The following is a 19,892-nucleotide window of genomic DNA, read 5'->3' as shown; positions in this document are numbered from 1 at the left end:
GTGGGCGTGACTCAGACGCCCAGCAGTTCGTTGAGCACAGGCATCTTCGCTTCCAGCTCGGCAGCGCCGAACTTCTCCACGATGCGGCCGTGCTCCATCACGTAGAACCGGTCGGCCAGCGGTGCGGCAAAGCGGAAGTTCTGCTCAACCATGACCACGGTGTAGCCTTTTTCGCGAAGCATCTTGATCATGCGGGCCAGGGCCTGGACGATGACGGGCGCCAGGCCTTCCGAGATCTCATCCAGCAGCAGCAGGTTGGCACCCGTGCGCAGAATGCGGGCCACGGCCAGCATCTGCTGCTCGCCGCCGGACAGGCGCGTGCCCTGGCTGTTCTTGCGCTCGGCCAGGTTGGGGAACATGGCGTAGATCTCCTGCACCGACATGCCCGGCGTGCCCGTCTTGAGGGCGGGTGGCAGCAGCAGGTTTTCTTCGCACGACAGGCTGGAGAAAATGCCACGCTCTTCGGGGCAGTAGCCCACGCCCAGGTGCGCAATACGGTGCGTGGGCATGTTCACGGTTTCCACGCCGTTGATCTTGACCGAACCCTTGCGCGCACCGGTCAGCCCCATGATGGCGCGCATGGTGGTGGTGCGGCCTGCGCCGTTGCGGCCCAGCAGCGTGACCACCTCGCCCGGCTGGACGACGATGTCCACGCCGTGCAGCACATGCGACTCGCCGTACCAGGCTTCGAGGTTCTTGATTTCGAGTGCAGGAACGCCAGCCATCAGTGCGCTCCCTGCAGTTGGCCGTCGGTCGTGCCCATGTAGGCTTCCATGACTTGGGGGTTGTTGGACACTTCTGCGTAGGGCCCTTCGGCCAGCACGGCGCCGCGCTGCAGCACCGTGATACGGTCTGCGATGGTGGAGACCACCTTCATGTTGTGCTCCACCATCAGGATGGTGCGGCCGGCAGAAACCTTCTTGATGAGCTGCGTGACGCGGTCCACGTCTTCGTGGCCCATGCCCTGGGTGGGCTCGTCCAGCAGCATCAGCTCGGGCTCCATCGACAGCGTGGTGGCGATCTCCAGTGCGCGCTTGCGGCCATAGGGCAGGTTCACGGTCACTTCATCGGCCAGGTCTTCCAGCCCCACCTCGGTCAGCAGTTGCATGGCGCGGTCGTCCAGCTGTCGCAAGGTGCGCTCGCTGCGCCAGAAGTGGAACGACGTGCCCAGCTTGCGCTGCAGGCCCAGGCGCACGTTCTCGATAAGTGTGAGGTGCGGGAACACCGCCGAAATCTGGAACGAACGGATCACCCCGCGGCGTGCGATCTGCGCGGGCTGCTCCCGCGTGATGTCATGCCCGTTGAAGCGGATGACACCCGAAGTCGGCTCCAGAAACTTGGTGAGCAGGTTGAAGCACGTGGTCTTGCCTGCACCGTTGGGGCCGATCAGCGCGTGGATGGACCCGCGCCGAACGGCCAGGTTCACGTCACTGACAGCGGTGAAGCCCTTGAACTCTTTGGTCAGGCTGTTGGTTTCAAGAATGACGTCGCTCATTGCGCCTTGGCCGCTCCGTAAGGTGCTGAAATGAGGAGCCTTGCAACAAGGTCTCCGGGGAGGTTGGATCGCAACGCATCGTATGTCTCCCTACCCTGTGGTAGATACTGGGACTAATGCCTATGTATAAATGCCTACGTACCCGCCCTGAGGACGCACAGCGCCCGTGTTGTGCGGGCGTGGGCAGCGCGCCAGTGCTCAGTCTGGCGCCGTGGCAGGGTCAGAAGCTCGCAACCGGTGGTGGTGCAGCGCCGCGCCCCTCACTGACTTTTTGCTGACAGCCCTTGGCATTCACCGCCGTGGGCACCACCTACAGTCATAGAGGTGCTAGACCTCGCCCCTTCTGCAGCGCCCGTCTGCGCCGCCTACACTGCCACAATGCCCTCCCTCCCCTCCTCCACGCCCGCCCGTGGCGCCCCCCGCTCGCTCACGGGACTGCTGCCCTTCTTGCACCCGTATCGTGCGCGCATTGCGCTGTCGCTGATATTCCTGGTGCTGGCGGCATTGGCCACCCTGGCGTTTCCCATGGCGCTGCGCAATCTCATCGATGGGGGCCTGGTTTCTGCGACGGGTGACCGGGGCGCTCAGGCCATGGCCCTGCGCGGACATTTTGAAGAGCTGTTTGCCGTGGCGATGGCGCTGGGTGGGTTTTCAGCCGCACGCTTTTACATGGTGAGCTGGCTGGGCGAGCGCGTCACCGCCGACCTGCGTAACGCCGTCTACAGCCATGTGCTGCAGCAAAGCCCCCAGTTCTTTGAGACCACCCAGACCGGCGAGGTGCTGTCGCGGCTGACGTCAGACACCACGCTGGTGCAGACCGTGGTCGGCTCGTCGCTGTCGATGGGGCTGCGCAATGCCGTGCTGGGCCTGGGGGCCCTCGTCATGCTGGTGTGGACGAATCCCTATGTGATGTCGGTGGTCTTGCTGGCCGTGGTGCTGGTCGTGCTGCCCACCATGTGGATTGGGCGCAAGGTACGCCGGCTGTCACGCGACAGCCAGGACCGCGTGGCGGACTCCAGTGCCATCGCTGCCGAAGTGCTCAACGCCATCCCGGTGGTGCAGAGCTATACCGCCGAGCCCCGCGAGGCCACCCGGTTTGCGCGGGCCACAGAAGACGCGTTTCGCACGGCGGTCAAGCGCACCAAGGCACGCGCCTTGCTCGTGGCTTTCATCATCATTGCGAACGCAGCGCTGCTTCTGTGGGGGCTGTACCGGGGCACAGAGGCTGTGCTGGCCGGACAGATGAGCGCGGGCCATCTGGGCCAGACCGTGGTGTATGTCATTCTGCTGGCCAGCGCCGTGGCCGTGCTAGGCGAGGTCTACGGGGACCTGCTGCGTGCGGCGGGCGCCACCGAGCGGCTGATGGAGCTGCTGTCCAGCCAGTCCCCCGTGTCGAACCCCGCAACACCCCAACGGCTGCCCACTTCGGATCAGGGGCTGGAGGTGCAGTTTGACAACGTGCAGTTTCACTACCCGTCGCGCCCGGACCAGCCAGCGCTGCAAAACTTCTCACTGCACCTGGCGCCCGGCGAGACGGTGGCACTGGTGGGTGCCAGCGGCGCGGGCAAAACCACGGTGTTTCAGTTGCTGCAGCGCTTTTACGACGTGGATGGAGGCGGGCAGACCGGCAGACAAAACGCACCGGCCGGACGCATCTTGCTGAATGGCGTAGACATCCGGGACCTGACGCTGGACACGCTGCGCGCCCATACGGGCACCGTGCCCCAGGATGCCGTTATCTTCTCCGCCTCGGCCATGGACAACATCCGCTATGGCCGTCCGGATGCTTCGGACGATGAGGTCATGGCAGCCACCAAGGCGGCCTTTGCGCATGACTTCATCATGGCCCTGCCCGAGGGCTACCACACGTTTCTGGGCGAGCGGGGGGTACGTCTTTCGGGCGGCCAGCGCCAGCGCATCGCCATCGCCCGCGCCATGCTCAAAAACCCGCCGTTGCTGCTGCTGGACGAAGCCACCAGCGCGCTGGATGCGGAAAGCGAGCGCATGGTACAGGCAGCGCTGGACACCGCCATGCAGCGCCACACGGGCAGAAGAACCACTCTGGTGATCGCCCATCGCCTGGCCACCGTACAAAATGCCGACCGCATCGTGGTGCTGGACCACGGTCAGATCGTAGAGCAAGGCACCCACAGTGCGCTGATGGCGCAAGGTGGGGTGTATGCGCGCCTCGCGGCGCTGCAGTTCACCAGCTGATCGCGGCGCCTCTCGGCAGGGCATCCACACCCAGAACACCCACACAGGGCTACTGCAAGGTTTCCTTGGCTGCCGCTGGCAGGGGCAACGGCATGACGGCAATGCCCTCGTCCAGGAGCTGCAATGCCTCCTGCGCGGTGGCCTGGCCACGAATGGCACGCTCCTGGATCTCGCCGTGGTGCATGCGCCGGGCTTCGTCGGCAAAACGGGGGCCTACATCCTCCGTATTCGCAATGACTTTGCGGGCCAGCTGCAGCCAGGCTGCCTGTAGCGCGGTTGGGAGCGTCGATGCCTCGACCGGTGTATCGGAAGCAGCGTGTGAAACGGACGATGCACCGGAAGGAGTCACTGGGGCCGCAGTGGGCTCGCGGGCACCCAGATTCAGGCGCGGCGCGCTCAGACGCTTGTCAATGCGGATGTCCGCACACAAAGGGCACTGCACCAGGCCGCGCTGCTTTTGGCTCTGAAAGTCATCTTCAGAACCAAACCAGCCTTCAAAGACATGGCCGTGCTGACATTGGAGATCCAGTACCTTCATAAGATGCATCGTACGCCGGTCCGCACCGTCAAGAGATCGAGGAAACCGGGCACACCAAGGTGCAGGGTTACATACAAGAGTGCTTCGCCCAAACAGCGAAACCGGTAGAGCAAAGGTCGCGGAAGCCCCGACGCTTCAACACGATCCAGCCAAGGCCATCACCCGTGGCGACGCAGCAGATACCGGTAGACGAAGCCTGGAAAGGCCAGCGTCAAAAACATGGTGCCGGTGATGGCGTAGAACTCCCATCCCTGCGGTGCAATCTGGCCTGCACGCCGCTCCAGCAGCAAGGCCAGACCGCCCACCAAAAAATACAACAGGATCAGTTCAGCCAACCGTCCGACCAAGGGCTTGCCGTGAGCCGTTGCAGGCCCCACTACCAACCACCGCTGGTTGATGAATGGGAGATTGGCAGCGATCAACGCTGCCACAATCACGAGCCAAACCGATCCGGTAAGTGACACAGGGAAACTGATCGAAGAGAAAAATTTGGCGGATGAACAGTTGCCCGCACGGTGCGAGCGCCTGCTCTCCCGATCAGGTCGCCAGTGCGCGCACCACGGCGTCTGCGCACAGGGCCATCAAACCACCTGGCAGCAAGCCCAACACCAGCACCAGAGCGCCATTGATGGTCAGCACCACGCGCACATCCACCGGAGCAGACACATTGGTTGCGGTCAAAGGAGCGTCGAAGTACATCACCTTCACTACACGCAGGTAGTAGAAGGCACCGATCAGCGACATGATCACGGCGAACACGGCCATCGCCATGTAAATTGTCTGACCCGAGGCCACCAGGGCCTGCAGAACCGCCAACTTGGCGTAGAACCCTACCAGGGGAGGAATGCCCGCCATGGAGAAGAGGCAGACGGCCATCACACCAGCGTACAGGGGGCTGCGCTGGTTGAGGCCTGCGAAATCGGAGATTTCTTCGCTCTCGAAACCTTCGCGGGCCAGCAGCAGGATCACGCCAAACGCTGCGAGCGTGGTCAGCACATAGGTGATGACGTAGAACATCGAGGCACTGTAGGCGTTCTCCACCGCTGTGGCGTCCACATTGCCGTTGATGACCCCGGACATCAGGCCCAGCAGCACAAAGCCCATCTGGGAGATGGTGGAGTACGCCAGCATGCGCTTGAGGTTGGTCTGCGCAATGGCTGCCAGGTTACCCACCAGCAACGAACCAATCGCCAGCACAGCCAGCATCTGCTGCCAGTCGATGGCCAGGGGCAGCAGGCCATCCACCAGCAAACGGATGGTGATGGCAAAGGCAGCCAGCTTGGGCGCGCCGCCAATCATCAGCGTCACGGCCGTGGGCGCGCCCTGGTACACATCGGGAATCCACATGTGGAAGGGCACCACGCCCAGCTTGAACGCCAGACCGGCCACCACAAACACCAGACCGAACACCAGCACCTGGTGCTTGATCTGACCGGAGTTGACTGCCTTGAACACCTGGCCGATGTCCAGTGAGCCCGTGGCACCGTACACCATGGACAAGCCATAGAGCAGGAAGCCACTGGCCATGGCGCCCAGCACAAAATACTTCATGGCTGCTTCCGTGGCCGTGGCGTTGTCACGGCGCAATGCCACCAGGGCATAGCTCGACAGTGTCAGCAGCTCAAGGCCCAGGTAGATCACCAGGAAGTTGTTGCCCGAGATCATGATGAACATGCCGAGCAAGGCGAACATGGCCAGCGTGAACAGTTCACCCCCACGCAGCATGTCGCGGTCCGCAGCGTAAGGGCGGCCGTATACCAGGGTGACCATCATGGCCACGGTGGCAAAGCACTTGAGCCAGTTACCCATGGCGTCGCTCACCACCATGTTGCCAAAACCATAGAAGGTGTTACCGCTGCTGGCGTACATGCCCTGCAGGGCAGCCACCACGGCGAGCGTGAGCATGGTCAGTACGTAGGTGCTGGTGCGGCGAGGGCTGTGGACACCCAGATCGACCAGCGCAATCACGCAGGCCATGGTCAACAGCACAATTTCGGGGTAAATCGCTAGCCAGCTGATGTTGTCAATCATCTCGAATCTCTCAGTTCAGTCTGGTCTGTTCAGTTCAGCTTGGTCTGCGCGACATGCTTGAGCAGTTCTGCCACCGAGGTGTCCATCACATCGGTGAACGGACGGGGGTAGAGGCCCATGGCCAGCACCGCGATGCCCAGAACAGCCAGCACCAGGAACTCGCGGCTGTCGATGTCCGTCAAGCCCTTGACGTTGTCATTGCCCACGGGGCCCAGGTACACACGCTTGAACATCCACAGGGTGTAGGCAGCACCAAAAATCAATGCCGTGGCAGCAGCCAGACCGATCCAGAAATTGGCCTTGACAGCACCCAGGATCACCATCCATTCGCCCACAAAACCGGCTGTGCCAGGCAAGCCGCAGTTGGCCATGGCAAACAGTAAAGCAAACGCCGTGAAGTTCGGCATGGTGTTGACCACGCCACCATAGGCGGCGATTTCACGGGAGTGCACGCGGTCGTACAAGACACCGATGGACAAGAACATCGCACCGGACACAAAACCGTGCGCAATCATCTGGACAATACCGCCGGACACGCCCAGGTCGTTGAAGATGAAAAAGCCCAAGGTCACAAAACCCATGTGCGCCACCGACGAGTAAGCCACCAGCTTCTTCATGTCCTTCTGGACCATGGCCACTAGGCCCACATAGATCACGGCGATCAGCGACAAGGCAATCATCAGCCAAGCCCACTGGCGTGCAGCGTCAGGAGCGATTGGCAGCGAAAACCGCAGAAAACCGTAGGCACCCAGTTTCAGCATGATGGCGGCCAGCACTGCTGAACCGCCCGTAGGCGCCTCCACGTGCACATCGGGCAGCCAGGTGTGGACGGGCCACATGGGAACCTTCACAGCAAAGGCGGCAAAGAATGCGAAGAACAGCAGGGTCTGTGCACGTCCGCTCAACGGCAGCTGATGCCAGGTCGCAATGTCAAAGCTGCCACCCGACTGGTTGTACAGGTAGATCAGCGCGATGAGCATCAACAGCGACCCGAGCAGCGTATACAGGAAGAACTTGAACGCTGCGTAGATCTTATTGGGGCCGCCCCAGATGCCGATGATCAGATACATCGGGATCAGCGTTGCCTCGAAGAACACATAGAACAGAATGCCGTCGAGTGCGCTGAACACACCGATCATGAGCCCCGAAAGGATCAGGAAAGCGCCCATGTACTGGTTCACGCGCTCCGTGATCGACTCCCAGGAAGCAATCACCACAATGACGGTGATGAATGCTGTCAGCGGCACGAACCAGAAGGAAATGCCGTCCACCCCAAGGTGGTAGTGGACGTTGAAGCGCTCGATCCAGTCAGCCTTCTCCACAAACTGCATGGCTGCTGTACCCAGCTTGAAGCCATCGTACAAAGGCAGCGTGACCAGGAAGCCGATCAGCGCGCCGACGAGCGCCAGCCAGCGCACGGCACGCGCGTGCTCATCGCGCCCGATGGCGAGCAACAGCACGCCAAACGCAATCGGTGTCCAGATTGCAAGACTCAACAGACCCATTTTTATTCTTCTCCTACTTGTTGAGCCAGACGAAATACGTCATGAGCACGAAAACACCCAGGATCATGACCAGCGCATAGTGGTAGATGAAGCCCGACTGCACCCAACGCACAGCACCGGCCACCCACCGCACCAGCTTCCAGGACCCGTTGACCAGGGCACCATCGATCACAGCCTGATCCCCGCCCTTCCAGAGACCCACGCCCAGCGCACGTGCACCACGGGCCAGAATGTTCTCGTTGATCCAGTCGAGGTAGTACTTGTTTTCAAGCAATGTGTAGATGGGCTGTACGCGCGCCTTGATCGCCGTGGGCAACGCAGGATTGACCATATACATGTAGTACGAAAGCGCAACACCTGCCAATGCGAGCCAGAACGGCGCCGTCTGCAGACCGTGCAATGCCATGGCCCAGGCGCTGTGGAAATGCTCCGCCATGTGTGCCATGGAAGGATGCTTGGCCGCATCCACAAAAATGACATCCTTGAAGAAGTCCCCAAACAGCATGGGCTGGATGAACAGGAAACCCACCACCACCGAAGGAATGGCCAACAGCACCAGAGGCACCGTCACAACCCAGGGAGACTCGTGCGGTTCGTGGTGATCATCGTGGCCGTGGCCATGGTGATCGTCGTGGTGGGCATCCGGATTCTGGTCGTAACGCTCCTTGCCATGGAAGACCAGGAAGTACATGCGAAAGGAATAGAACGCCGTGATGAACACACCTGCGAGCACTGCGAAATGTGCAAAACCGGCTGCTGGCAGATGGCTGAAGTGCACCGCCTCAATGATGCTGTCCTTGGAATAGAAACCCGAGAACAGCGGCGTACCGATCAGGGCCATAGAGCCCAGCAGCGAGGTGATCCAGGTGATGGGCATGTACTTGCGCACACCGCCCATCCAGCGGATGTCCTGGTTGTGGTGCATGCCCATGATGACCGAGCCTGCGCCCAGGAACAACAAGGCTTTGAAGAACGCATGGGTCATCAGGTGGAACACGGCCACCGAGTACGCCGAGGCGCCAAGCGCTACTGTCATGTAGCCGAGCTGCGAGAGCGTCGAGTACGCCACCACACGCTTGATGTCGTTCTGGATGATGCCAAGGAAACCCATGAACAATGCTGTGATGGCACCAATCACCAGGATGAAGTTGAGCGCAGTGTCCGACAGCTCGAACAGAGGCGACATGCGCGACACCATGAAGATACCGGCGGTCACCATGGTGGCAGCGTGGATCAGCGCGGAGATGGGAGTCGGACCCTCCATCGAATCAGGCAGCCAGACGTGCAGGGGAAACTGCGCTGACTTGCCCATAGCGCCGATGAACAGGCAGATGCAGATCACCGTGACGAGCATCCAGCTGGTGCCGGGGAACGACAGAGAGCCCAGTTCACCCGCCTTGGCGAAGATCTCGCCATAGTTCAAGGTGCCGGTATACGCTGCGATCAGGCCAATGCCCAGAATGAAGCCGAAGTCGCCGACACGGTTGACCAGAAATGCCTTCATGTTGGCGAAAATGGCAGAAGGCTTGTTGAACCAGAACCCGATGAGCAGGTAGGACACCAGACCCACCGCCTCCCAACCAAAGAACAGCTGCAGCAGGTTGTTGCTCATGACGAGCATGAGCATGGAGAAGGTGAACAGCGAAATGTAGGCAAAGAAGCGGTTGTAGCCCTCGTCTTCTTCCATGTAGCCAATGGTGTAGATGTGAACCATCAGCGACACAAAGGTCACCACCACCATCATCATCGCCGTGAGGCTGTCGATCAGGAAGCCCACTTCCATCTTCAAGCCACCCACCACCATCCAGGTGTACAGGGTTTCATTGAACCGGGCACCATCAAGCGCCACGCTCTTGAGCGTCATCGCCGAGAGGATGAAAGCAACCAGCACCCCGAGGATGGTCAGGGTATGGCTCAGGCGACGACCGATCCAGTTACCACCGAAGGTCGTACCGAAGACGCCGGCCAGTAAGGCGCCTGCCAGCGGTGCCAACGGCACTGCCAGGAGGGTTGAAGCAGAGAGGGTTTGACTCATTCTTGAGAACCTTGGGAATACTCGCGACCCATCAACCCTTGAGGGTGTTGAGGTCTTCCGCGTTGATACTGGATTTGTTGCGGAACAGCAGCACCAGGATGGCCAGGCCAATCGCCGATTCAGCGGCTGCCACGGTCAGGATAAAGAACACGAACACCTGGCCGTGCATGTCTCCCAGGTAGTGGGAGAACGCCACGAAGTTCATGTTCACGGCCAGCAGCATGAGCTCGATCGCCATCAGCAGCACGATCAGGTTCTTGCGGTTCAGGAAGATGCCGATCACAGCGAGCGCAAACAGCATGGCGCCCAGCGACAAAAAGTGGCCCAGTGTCAACGTCATGCTTTTTTCTCCTCGGCAGCAGCTTGCGCAGCCTCTTCAGCAGGCTTTTGGGTGGCGGTCACCTTGACCACCGCCAGACGATCGGCCGCACGCACTCGGATCTGCATTGAAGGATTGATGGCCTTGCTGTCCTTGCGCTGACGCAGGGTCAGTGCGATGGCAGCCACCATGGCCACCAGCAAAATGACTGCAGCGATCTCAACGGGATACAGATACTGGGTGTACAGCAGCTTGCCCAACGCCTTGGTGTTGGAGTACGGGACCACATGACCAGCGGCATCGACCATGGCAGCGACGGCCTTGGGCTCTTCCATGCCGCGGAATCCGCCCATCAACACGGCAGCCATTTCCAAGGCGATGACCGCCCCAATGAGGGCCGCCAAAGGGAAATGCTTCCAGAACCCCTTGCGTACGGTATCGATATGAATGTCCAGCATCATCACCACGAACAGGAAGAGCACCATGACCGCGCCCAGGTACACCAGCACCAGCGCAATTGCCAGGAACTCTGCCTTGAGCAACAGCCAGACAGCCGCCGCCTGCGAGAACGCAAGGATGAGATACAGCACTGCATGCACAGGGTTGCGTGCAGTGATCACCCGGAAGGCTGCAAACAGCAACACCACCGAGAAGAGATAGAAGAAACCAGTCTTGGCGTCCATGAATCGGGTCTTTATAGAAAGTCTGGCAAAGAGGCTGAACCCCGTACCGTTCAGCGGTACTTGGCGTCTGCAGCCTTGGCTGCCGCAATTTCACCTTCGTACCGGTCGCCCACGGCCAAGAGCATGTCCTTCGTGAAATACAGGTCACCACGCTTTTCGCCGTGGTATTCAAAGATGTGTGTCTCGACAATCGAATCGACTGGGCAGCTCTCTTCGCAGAACCCGCAAAAGATGCACTTGGTCAGGTCGATGTCATAACGCGTGGTGCGACGCGAACCATCTGCACGCACATCCGATTCGATGGTGATGGCCATCGCAGGGCATACGGCTTCGCACAGCTTGCAAGCGATGCAACGCTCCTCGCCGTTGTCATAACGGCGCAGTGCATGCAGGCCACGGAAGCGTGGCGACAAAGGCGTCTTCTCTTCGGGAAACTGCACGGTCACCTTACGGCGAAACGCGTAGCGGCCAGTCAGGGCCATCCCCTTGAGCAACTCCACGAGCATGAAGCTCTTGAAGAAATCCTTGAACGAAAAAGGTGCAGCAGCAGCAACAGCAGTCATTTGTGTCCCCGCTTATTTCCAGATATTCCAAGGCGAGAGCAACCACCCGCCAACAATCAACAAGTACACCAGCGTGACCGGAATGAAGATCTTCCAGCCCAGACGCATGATCTGGTCGTACCGGAACCGCGGGAAGGTAGCCCGGATCCAGATGAACATGGATACCACAAGGAAGGTCTTGAGACCCAGCCAGATCCAGCCTGGAACCCAGTTGAACACCGCGCTATCAATGGGAGACAGCCAGCCGCCCAGGAACATGAGAGCCGCCAGGATGGACACGAGCCACATGCTGGCGTACTCGGCCAGGAAGAAGATCGCGAAGCCCATACCGGAGTACTCGACCATGTGGCCGGCCACGATTTCTGCCTCGCCTTCCACCACGTCGAAGGGATGGCGGTTGGTTTCTGCCACGCCGGAGATCAGGTACACAAGGAAGATCGGCAGCAGGGGCAGCCAATTCCAGGACAGGAACGTCAGGCCCTTGTCTGCGGCCATGCCCCGCCCCTGACCCAGCACGATTTCCGTCAGGTTCATACTGCCCGACACCATGATCACGACGAGGAAACAAAAGCCCATCGCGATTTCGTAGCTCACCATCTGTGCCGAGGCCCGCAGTGCACCCAAGAATGCGTACTTGGAGTTGGAAGCCCAGCCTGCAATGATCACGCCATAGACTTCGATGGAAGTGATGGCCATCACCAACAACAGACCAGCATTCACATTCGCCAAGGCCACATCGGGGCCGAAAGGAATGGCCACCCAGGCAGCAAGGGCCGGCATGATGGCCATGACGGGCCCGAGAACAAACAGGCCCTTGCTGGCTGCCGTAGGCTGGATGATTTCCTTGGTCAGCAGCTTCAGTGCGTCAGCAATGGGCTGCAGCAGCCCCATCGGTCCCACGCGGTTGGGACCGTGGCGCACTTGCATGAAGCCCAGCAGCTTACGCTCCCACAAAGTGAGGTAAGCCACGGCACCCATGAGCGGCGCCAAGATGCAGACGATCTTGATCAGGATCCAGAGCACTGGCCAGACGATGCCGGTCCACCACCCAAAGGAGAGCAGGTTCAGGCCCGCGTTGTAGATCGCGTCGATCATGCGGCCACTCCTTCGCGTGCCATGCGTGCGTCGGCAGTGAGCTGCAGCGACGTAGAACGGCGCACCAAGCCGTCCAGTTGATAGATGGATGCCACGACCGGATCACCAACTGCAGCCGTTGCGGCTGGCGACGCCTTCACTGCATTCGACAACTGTGCGGCGGGCACCTGCGTAACGGCGCCGGCGGCGGCGTTCGTCGCACGGGCCAGAACGTCCTGGGACGTCTCAAAGTCGAAGCCTGGCACACCCAGCAGGTTGGCCAGCACGCGCAGAACCTTCCAAGCGGGACGGGTATCGCCCAGCGGGCGCACCACGGCGTGGAAACCCTGTATGCGTCCCTCGGCGTTGACAAAGCTGCCCGAGGTTTCCGTGAACGGAGCAATTGGCAACAAAACGTCACTGAACTCCATGTTGGCCTTGAAGGGGCTCAACGTGACCACCATTTCTGCACCAGCAAGAGCAGTTGCAGCTTGAGCACCCGTCGCAGAATCATGGACGGGCTCGGTGTTCAGCAGCACCGCCGCCCTCAAACCACCGGAGAGCATTTGAGCCGCATTCAGTCCACCGTTGACAGGGTGAGCGCCCGCAAATTGCGCGCCCACCGTATTGGCGGCCTCTGTCAGGTAGCCCACCGTTGCACCAGTGTTCTCTGCAATCCAGTTGGCCCATGCCAGCAACTGCGTAGCTTGCGCGTGGTGCGCCGCCGCATTGCCTAACAACACCGCCTTGCGCTCCCCGCCCAGCAGCGAGCGGGCGATGGCCTGGGCAGCCGCGCTGGCCGCGCTGGCACCTTGCGGAGCGGGAATGCCCTTTTCATGGGCGATGGCGGAAGCAATGCCTCCGAGCATATCGACCCACTGGCCGGCACCTTGTGCCACAAATGTCTGCACCGGCATGGCCCAGTCATGGGATACCGAAGCGATGGCACTGACCTGGCAGCCATGGCGGGCCGCCTGACGGATGCGCTGCGCAAACAACGGATGGTCCTTGCGCAGGTTGGAACCCACGACCAGCACACGCTGGAGCGTGGACAACGAAGCGATGGACGTACCGAGCCAGCGAATACCTTCGGGAGCAGCAAACTCGGCGTTGCGCAGACGATAGTCGATGTTGTCGCTACCAAGACCGCGCACCAGGGCGCTGGCCAGATACAACTCTTCCAACGTACTGTGCGGACTCACCAGCGCACCAATGCTGGCAGCGCCGTGGTCGTTCTTGATGTTCTTGAGGCCATTGGCCACGTATTCCAACGCAGTCTGCCAGTCCACTTCCTTCCACACCCCGCCCTGCTTGAGCATGGGCTGGGTCAGGCGGTCGTCACCGTTGAGCGCTTCATAGGAGAAACGGTCGCGGTCGGCAATCCAGCATTCGTTGACAGCCTCGTTTTCAAACGGGACCACGCGCATGACCTTGTGGTTCTTGACCTGAACAATCAGGTTGGCACCGGTGGAGTCATGTGGACTCACCGAGCGGCGGCGCGACAGTTCCCAGGTGCGGGCGCTGTAACGGAAAGGCTTGCTGGTCAATGCACCCACGGGGCAGATGTCGATCATGTTGCCCGACAGTTCAGAGTCCACCGTGTCGCCGGTGACCGTGGTGATTTCAGAATGCTCGCCACGATGGATCATGCCGAGTTCCATCACGCCCGCCACTTCCTGGCCGAAGCGCACGCAACGGGTGCAGTGGATGCAGCGGCTCATCTCCTCCATGGAGATCAGCGGGCCCACGTCCTTGTGGAACACCACGCGCTTTTCTTCCTCGTACCGCGAGGAGGAGCCACCGTAGCCCACGGCCAGATCCTGCAACTGGCACTCGCCGCCCTGGTCGCAGATGGGGCAGTCCAGAGGGTGGTTGATGAGCAGAAACTCCATGACCGACTGCTGCGCCTTGATGGCTTTGTCGCTCTTGGTACGCACGATCATGCCCTGCGTGACCGGCGTGGCGCAGGCTGGCATGGGCTTGGGAGCCTTCTCCACGTCCACCAGGCACATGCGGCAGTTGGCGGCGATCGAAAGCTTCTTGTGGTAGCAGAAATGCGGAATGTAAGTGCCAGCCTTTTCAGCCGCATGCATCACCATGCAGCCCTCGGCGACTTCCACTTTCTGACCGTCCAGTTCAATTTCAACCATATGTTTTCTCGCGATCAGACGGAAGTCGCGGCTTGTGGAGCCTTGTTCCGGATCAGTGCCTCAAACTCGGGACGGAAGTGTTTGATCATGGCGCGCACAGGCATGGCAGCAGCATCACCCAGCGCACAGATGGTGCGGCCCTGGATGTTGTCCGCCACCGAATTGAGCAGATCCAGGTCACCCTCACGACCCTGGCCATGCTGGATGCGATCGATCACGCGCCACATCCATCCCGTGCCTTCACGGCAAGGCGTGCACTGGCCGCAGGATTCATGCGAATAGAAATACGACAGGCGTAACAGGCTCTCAACCATGCTCCGGGAATCGTCCATGACGATCACGGCACCAGAGCCCAGCATGGAGCCAGCCTTGGCGATGGAGTCGTAGTCCATCGTGCATTCCATGATGACGGATGCAGGCAGGACAGGGGCCGATGAACCACCAGGAATCACCGCCTTGAGTTGACGGCCTTTGCGCACGCCACCGGCCAGTTCCAGCAGCTTGGCAAACGGTGTACCCAACGGCACCTCATAGTTGCCTGGCTTTTCGACGTCACCAGACACCGAGAAAATCTTGGTGCCGCCGTTGTTGGGCTTGCCGCACTCCAGATAAGCCGCACCGCCATTGCGGATGATCCAAGGCACGGCCGCAAAGGTTTCCGTGTTGTTGATCGTAGTGGGCTTGCCATACAGGCCAAAGCTGGCCGGAAACGGTGGCTTGAAACGGGGTTGCCCCTTTTTGCCTTCCAGCGATTCGAGCAATGCAGTTTCTTCACCGCAAATGTAGGCACCAAAACCGTGGGCTGCGTGCAGCTGAAAACTGAAACTGCTGCCCAGGATGTTGTCGCCCAGATAACCTGCTGCCCGCGCTTCTTCCAGAGCGGCTTCAAACCGTTCGTAGGTCTGGAAGATCTCGCCATGGATGTAGTTGTAGCCCACCGAGATGCCCATCGCATAGGCTGCGATGATCATGCCTTCGATGACGATGTGCGGGTTGAACTGCAGGATGTCACGGTCCTTGCAGGTACCAGGCTCACCCTCATCGGAATTGCACACCAGATATTTTTGGCCTGGGAACGAGCGGGGCATGAAGCTCCACTTGAGGCCCGTAGGAAAGCCTGCACCACCCCGGCCACGCAAGCCAGACTCCTTGACAGTGGCAATGACCTGATCCTGCGTCAGGCCCTCTTCACCATCCTTGCCCAGGATACGACGCAGCGCCTGATAGCCACCACGCGCTTCGTAGTCCTTGATGCTCCAGTTGTTGCCATTCAGGCCCACATAGATTTGGGGATTGATATGGCGGTCGTGGAAACAGGTCTGAACGCCCGTAGCCTGGAACTGGGAGAGTATTCGTGCTGCCGTCGTCATCACTGGCCCTCCGCGGCCCGCAGGCCGTCAACGAGCTGGTCGAGCTTGTCGTTGTCCATGAAGCTGCACATCGTGCGATCATTCACCAGCATCACAGGCGCATCAGCGCAAGCCCCCAGACATTCGCATTGCTGCAGAGTGAACAGGCCGTCAGGTGTGGTCTCACCCATCGAAACACCCAGCTTCTTTTCCAGGTGATGCAGCGCCTTTTGCCCGTCGCGCAGCTGGCAGGGCAGATTGGTGCACACGTTGAGCTTGTACTTGCCCACCGGTTGCTGGTTGTACATGTTGTAGAAGGTCGTGACTTCGTGCACAGCGATCTGAGCCATGCCCAGATAGTCGGCGATAACTGCCTCGCTCTCGGCGCTGACGTAGCCTTGCTCCTGCTGAACAATGGACAAGCACGCCATCACCGCAGACTGCTTCTGGTCTGCGGGGTACTTGGCCACTTCGCGCGCAAACCGCGCCTTGGTCGCTTCGGTAATCATCGGTCAATCTCTCCGAACACGATATCCATGGTGCCAATGATGGCGACGGCATCCGCGATCATGTGGCCACGCGCCATTTCGTCGAGCGTCGCCAGATGCGCAAAACCCGGTGCTCGGATCTTGAGGCGGTAAGGCTTGTTGGCACCATCACTCACCAGATAAATACCGAATTCGCCTTTGGGATGTTCCACCGCCGCATAGGCCTCGCCTTCGGGGACGTGGAAGCCTTCCGTGAAGAGCTTGAAATGGTGGATCAGCTCTTCCATGTTCGACTTCATGGATTCACGCGCGGGCGCAGCCACCTTGTGGTTGTCCGTGATCACAGGACCGGGGTTGGCCTTGAGCCAGTCCACGCATTGCTTGATGATGCGATTGGACTCGCGCATTTCCTGCACACGCACCAGGTAGCGGTCGTAGCAGTCACCGGTCTTGCCCACTGGCACATCGAAATCCACACGGTCGTATACGTCGTATGGCTGGGTCTTGCGCAAGTCCCAGGCGATACCGGAGCCACGGAGCATAGGGCCGGTCATACCCAGATTCAGGGCTCGCTCGGGGGGCACCACGCCGATGCCTACCGTACGCTGCTTCCAGATGCGGTTGTCTGTGAGCAGCGTTTCGTATTCGTCCACACAGCCTGGGAAACGCTGGGTGAAATCGTCGATGAAGTCCAGCAGAGACCCTTGACGATTCTGGTTCAACGCCTCCAGCGCCTTGGCATTCTTGATCTTGCTGACCTTGTACTGCGGCATGCTGTCGGGCAGATCGCGGTAGACGCCGCCCGGACGGAAATAGGCCGCATGCATGCGCGCGCCAGAAACCGCCTCGTACATGTCAAACAGGTCTTCCCGCTCGCGGAAGGTGTAGATCAGGATGGTGGAGCTGCCGCAGTCGTTACCGTGCGAGCCCAACCACATGAGGTGGTTCAGCAAGCGCGTGATCTCGGAGAACATCACGCGGATGTACTGCGCGCGCACCGGCACTTCCAGTCCGAGCAGCTTCTCGATGGCTAGGCAGTAGGCGTGCTCATTGCACATCATCGATACGTAGTCCAGCCGGTCCATGTAGGGCAGTGACTGGATGTAGGTCTTGTGCTCGGCCAGCTTCTCGGTGGCGCGATGGAGCAGACCGATATGCGGGTCAGCGCGTTGCACAACCTCGCCGTCCAGCTCCAGCACCAGGCGCAACACACCGTGCGCCGCAGGGTGCTGCGGACCAAAGTTCAGGGAGTAGTTCTTGATTTCAGCCATGATGGATCACATGAGGCGCGAGGCGGCTCAGTGCAGGCCTCCGTACTTGTCTTCGCGGATGATGCGGGGCGTGATTTCCCGCGGCTCGATGGACACGGGTTCATACACGACACGGCGCTGCTCGGCGTCGTAACGCATTTCGACATGTCCAGACAGGGGGAAATCCTTGCGGAAAGGGTGCCCGATAAATCCGTAGTCCGTGAGAATGCGGCGCAGGTCGTTATGGCCATCAAACACGATGCCAAACAGATCGAAGGCTTCGCGCTCGTACCAGTTGGCTGCATTCCACAACTCAGCTACAGAAGCAACAACCGGGAAATCATCGTCTTGGCAGAACACCTTCACACGCACACGCTGATTGAGGCTGACCGACAACAGGTGCGATACCACACAGTAGCGTGCACCCTCGTGGGCTGCATCGCCATATGCAGAATAGTCCACACCGCACAAATCGATCAGCTGCTCGAAACGGCAACCTTCCGAGTCGCGCAGCAAGCGCATCGCATCCAGATAGTCCGCAGCAGCGACCACCAGGGTAACCTCATCGAGAGCGACCGAAATCTGGCGCACTTTGGCACCCAGCGCCGCAGAGATATTCTCTTTAAGCTTCTCAGGCCGAATGGCAACAGCTGTCATCATCAACCCTTCAGACACGAGCAATGGTGTTGGTGCGGCGGATCTTCTGCTGCAGCTGGATGATCCCGTAGATCAGAGCTTCTGCCGTCGGAGGGCAACCTGGCACATAAACATCTACCGGCACGATGCGGTCACAACCGCGCACCACCGAATAGCTGTAGTGGTAGTAACCACCACCATTGGCACACGAACCCATCGACAGGACCCAGCGCGGCTCGGACATCTGGTCGTACACCTTGCGCAGTGCGGGGGCCATCTTGTTGCACAGTGTGCCTGCCACGATCATCAGGTCGGACTGACGAGGGCTGGCACGGAACACTTCCGCACCAAAACGACCGATGTCATACCGGGCCGCCGCAGCGTGCATCATCTCCACAGCACAGCAAGCCAGACCAAACGTCATCGGCCACAGAGAACCGGTCTTGGCCCAGTTCACCACGGAGTCGTAACTCGTGGTGATGAAGCCTTCCTTCATCACGCCTTCAATCATTGCATTGTCCTTGCTGAAGTCCGCTCATTCCCAATCCAGGGCACCCTTTTTCCATTCGTAGGCAAAACCCACGACCAGAATGGCCAGGAAAATCACGACCGCCACAAAACCGGCCACACCCACCTCGTGCAGCGTGACCGCCCACGGGAAAAGGAATGCGATTTCCAGGTCGAACAGAATGAAGAGAATGGCCACGAGGTAGTAGCGCACATCGAATTTCATGCGCGCATCCTCGAAGGCTTCAAAGCCACATTCGTAGGGGGAGTTCTTTGCGGCATCCGGGCGGTTGGGGCCCAGTATGTAGCCGAGTACAAGGGGGACAACGCCTACGGCGATGCCGACCAAGATGAACAAAAGGACGGGGAGGTACTGATCGAGGTTCATCTTGAGGATGTGCTCACCGCTGTGGCCTTGCCCGTCAGGACCCAAGCCGGGTCATGCAGGCAGGCCTTTGTTTTGGTGCCGTCGGCGAGACTCGAACTCGCACAGCTTTCGCCACTACCCCCTCAAGATAGCGTGTCTACCAATTTCACCACGACGGCTGATTTTTGCATCTGGATGGCATGAGGAACCTTGCGGCTTTGGCTTTCCAGACAATCCAGAATTCTACTCCGGAAAAACCCTGCTTCGGCCCTGCGGGCCGAAATTCAGTTCAATTATTTGGTCGGGATCTGCGCGGCGCCCGAAGCGGGAGCGGCAGGCGCTGCAGGCACCTCAGAAGCAGGTGCGCCGGCAGGCACGGCAGCGGCTGGCGTTTCCAGAACGCTGCCCGAACTGGCGGGACGAGCGTTGCCAAAGTAGGCCAACGCGAGCGTAGAAACAAAGAACACTGCAGCCAGCACGGCCGTGGTACGAGACAGGAAGTTGGCGCTGCCGCTGGCGCCAAAGAGGCTGCCCGAACTGCCGCTACCGAAAGCCGCCCCCATGTCGGCTCCCTTGCCATGCTGAATCAAGATCAGGCCGATCATGGCCAGGGCCGCCAACATCTGCACCGCCAAAATCACATTCACGATCACGTTCATTCTCTGTTCACTCCTGATTGAATTGTTTG

20 protein-coding genes and 1 tRNA gene are annotated in these 19,892 nt (G+C 60.0%); 1 reads left to right on the top strand and 20 read right to left on the bottom strand.

All coding sequences use genetic code 11. From position 1 onward, the window contains the following. Positions 1–11: 11 nt before the first annotated feature. Together C8C95_RS17075 and C8C95_RS17070 are read right to left on the bottom strand one after the other, a co-directional pair. Positions 12–725: an ABC transporter ATP-binding protein gene (locus tag C8C95_RS17075; protein WP_116749358.1), complete on the bottom strand. Its 714-nt coding sequence runs from the start codon at positions 723–725 to the stop codon at positions 12–14. After that, complete coding sequence (locus C8C95_RS17070; protein WP_015013285.1) at positions 725–1,495, bottom strand: ABC transporter ATP-binding protein; 771 nt, start codon at positions 1,493–1,495, stop codon at positions 725–727. Before C8C95_RS17070 ends, C8C95_RS17075 begins: the two co-directional genes overlap by 1 nt. Positions 1,496–1,873: 378 nt before the next feature. Here C8C95_RS17070 and C8C95_RS17065 point away from each other — a divergent pair, with 378 nt between their 5' ends. Beyond that, positions 1,874–3,709, top strand: a complete 1,836-nt coding sequence (locus tag C8C95_RS17065) for an ABC transporter transmembrane domain-containing protein (protein WP_116749357.1) — start codon at positions 1,874–1,876, stop codon at positions 3,707–3,709. 49 nt (positions 3,710–3,758) lie between these two features. Here the strand turns inward: C8C95_RS17065 and C8C95_RS17060 are convergent, their stop codons facing one another. From C8C95_RS17060 to secG, 18 genes are all read right to left on the bottom strand, one after another. Continuing rightward, positions 3,759–4,247: a DUF1178 family protein gene (locus tag C8C95_RS17060; protein WP_116749356.1), complete on the bottom strand. Its 489-nt coding sequence runs from the start codon at positions 4,245–4,247 to the stop codon at positions 3,759–3,761. A 158-nt stretch (positions 4,248–4,405) separates the two neighbouring features. Beyond that, entirely contained in the window at positions 4,406–4,711 is a 306-nt protein-coding gene (locus C8C95_RS17055; RefSeq protein WP_116749355.1) for a DUF2818 family protein, read from the bottom strand. Between the two features lie 73 nt (positions 4,712–4,784). After that, positions 4,785–6,278 carry an NADH-quinone oxidoreductase subunit NuoN gene (gene nuoN, locus C8C95_RS17050; RefSeq protein ID WP_116749354.1) on the bottom strand — a complete coding sequence of 498 codons (1,494 nt, stop codon included), beginning with the start codon at positions 6,276–6,278 and terminating at the stop codon, positions 4,785–4,787. Between the two features lie 29 nt (positions 6,279–6,307). Next, a complete protein-coding gene (locus C8C95_RS17045; protein WP_056061577.1) occupies positions 6,308–7,783 on the bottom strand; it encodes an NADH-quinone oxidoreductase subunit M in 1,476 nt (491 codons plus the stop codon). A gap of 13 nt (positions 7,784–7,796) precedes the next feature. Further along, positions 7,797–9,818, bottom strand: coding sequence for an NADH-quinone oxidoreductase subunit L (nuoL, locus tag C8C95_RS17040; protein ID WP_056747685.1), 2,022 nt, complete (start codon positions 9,816–9,818; stop codon positions 7,797–7,799). A gap of 31 nt (positions 9,819–9,849) precedes the next feature. After that, positions 9,850–10,158, bottom strand: a complete 309-nt coding sequence (gene nuoK, locus C8C95_RS17035) for an NADH-quinone oxidoreductase subunit NuoK (protein WP_005793248.1) — start codon at positions 10,156–10,158, stop codon at positions 9,850–9,852. Next, positions 10,155–10,820 (bottom strand): NADH-quinone oxidoreductase subunit J, encoded by a 666-nt coding sequence (locus tag C8C95_RS17030; RefSeq protein ID WP_116749353.1) that lies wholly within the window; start codon positions 10,818–10,820, stop codon positions 10,155–10,157. The genes nuoK and C8C95_RS17030 overlap by 4 nt, the downstream gene beginning before the upstream one ends. A gap of 50 nt (positions 10,821–10,870) precedes the next feature. Further along, on the bottom strand, positions 10,871–11,383 hold the full coding sequence (gene nuoI, locus C8C95_RS17025) for an NADH-quinone oxidoreductase subunit NuoI (protein WP_010463942.1): 513 nt from the start codon (positions 11,381–11,383) through the stop codon (positions 10,871–10,873). A 12-nt stretch (positions 11,384–11,395) separates the two neighbouring features. Continuing rightward, positions 11,396–12,478, bottom strand: coding sequence for an NADH-quinone oxidoreductase subunit NuoH (gene nuoH, locus C8C95_RS17020; protein WP_116749352.1), 1,083 nt, complete (start codon positions 12,476–12,478; stop codon positions 11,396–11,398). Next, the gene (gene nuoG / locus C8C95_RS17015; RefSeq protein WP_116749351.1) at positions 12,475–14,607 is read right to left on the bottom strand and encodes an NADH-quinone oxidoreductase subunit NuoG; all 2,133 of its coding nucleotides are present in this window, start codon (positions 14,605–14,607) and stop codon (positions 12,475–12,477) included. Before nuoG ends, nuoH begins: the two co-directional genes overlap by 4 nt. 14 nt (positions 14,608–14,621) lie before the next feature. Further along, positions 14,622–15,977 (bottom strand): NADH-quinone oxidoreductase subunit NuoF, encoded by a 1,356-nt coding sequence (nuoF, locus tag C8C95_RS17010; RefSeq protein ID WP_116749350.1) that lies wholly within the window; start codon positions 15,975–15,977, stop codon positions 14,622–14,624. After that, positions 15,977–16,465 carry an NADH-quinone oxidoreductase subunit NuoE gene (gene nuoE / locus C8C95_RS17005; protein ID WP_056061558.1) on the bottom strand — a complete coding sequence of 163 codons (489 nt, stop codon included), beginning with the start codon at positions 16,463–16,465 and terminating at the stop codon, positions 15,977–15,979. The genes nuoF and nuoE overlap by 1 nt, the downstream gene beginning before the upstream one ends. Beyond that, positions 16,462–17,715: an NADH-quinone oxidoreductase subunit D gene (locus C8C95_RS17000; protein WP_056061550.1), complete on the bottom strand. Its 1,254-nt coding sequence runs from the start codon at positions 17,713–17,715 to the stop codon at positions 16,462–16,464. Before C8C95_RS17000 ends, nuoE begins: the two co-directional genes overlap by 4 nt. Positions 17,716–17,742: 27 nt before the next feature. Then, complete coding sequence (locus C8C95_RS16995; RefSeq protein WP_108497213.1) at positions 17,743–18,351, bottom strand: NADH-quinone oxidoreductase subunit C; 609 nt, start codon at positions 18,349–18,351, stop codon at positions 17,743–17,745. 10 nt (positions 18,352–18,361) lie between these two features. After that, entirely contained in the window at positions 18,362–18,841 is a 480-nt protein-coding gene (locus C8C95_RS16990; protein ID WP_007849129.1) for an NADH-quinone oxidoreductase subunit B, read from the bottom strand. A gap of 24 nt (positions 18,842–18,865) precedes the next feature. Continuing rightward, positions 18,866–19,225 (bottom strand): NADH-quinone oxidoreductase subunit A, encoded by a 360-nt coding sequence (locus C8C95_RS16985; RefSeq protein WP_056061547.1) that lies wholly within the window; start codon positions 19,223–19,225, stop codon positions 18,866–18,868. 73 nt (positions 19,226–19,298) lie between these two features. Then, positions 19,299–19,383, bottom strand: a tRNA-Leu gene (locus C8C95_RS16980). Between the two features lie 114 nt (positions 19,384–19,497). Next, positions 19,498–19,863, bottom strand: coding sequence for a preprotein translocase subunit SecG (gene secG / locus C8C95_RS16975; protein ID WP_056061544.1), 366 nt, complete (start codon positions 19,861–19,863; stop codon positions 19,498–19,500). Positions 19,864–19,892 lie beyond the last annotated feature (29 nt).

Origin of the sequence: Acidovorax sp. 99 (genome assembly GCF_003096455.1) — a bacterium.
Classification (GTDB): Bacteria; Pseudomonadota; Gammaproteobacteria; order Burkholderiales; family Burkholderiaceae_C; genus Acidovorax; species Acidovorax delafieldii.
Note: the sequence above shows the minus strand (reverse complement) of the source record. Positions and strands in the feature narration are given on the sequence as shown.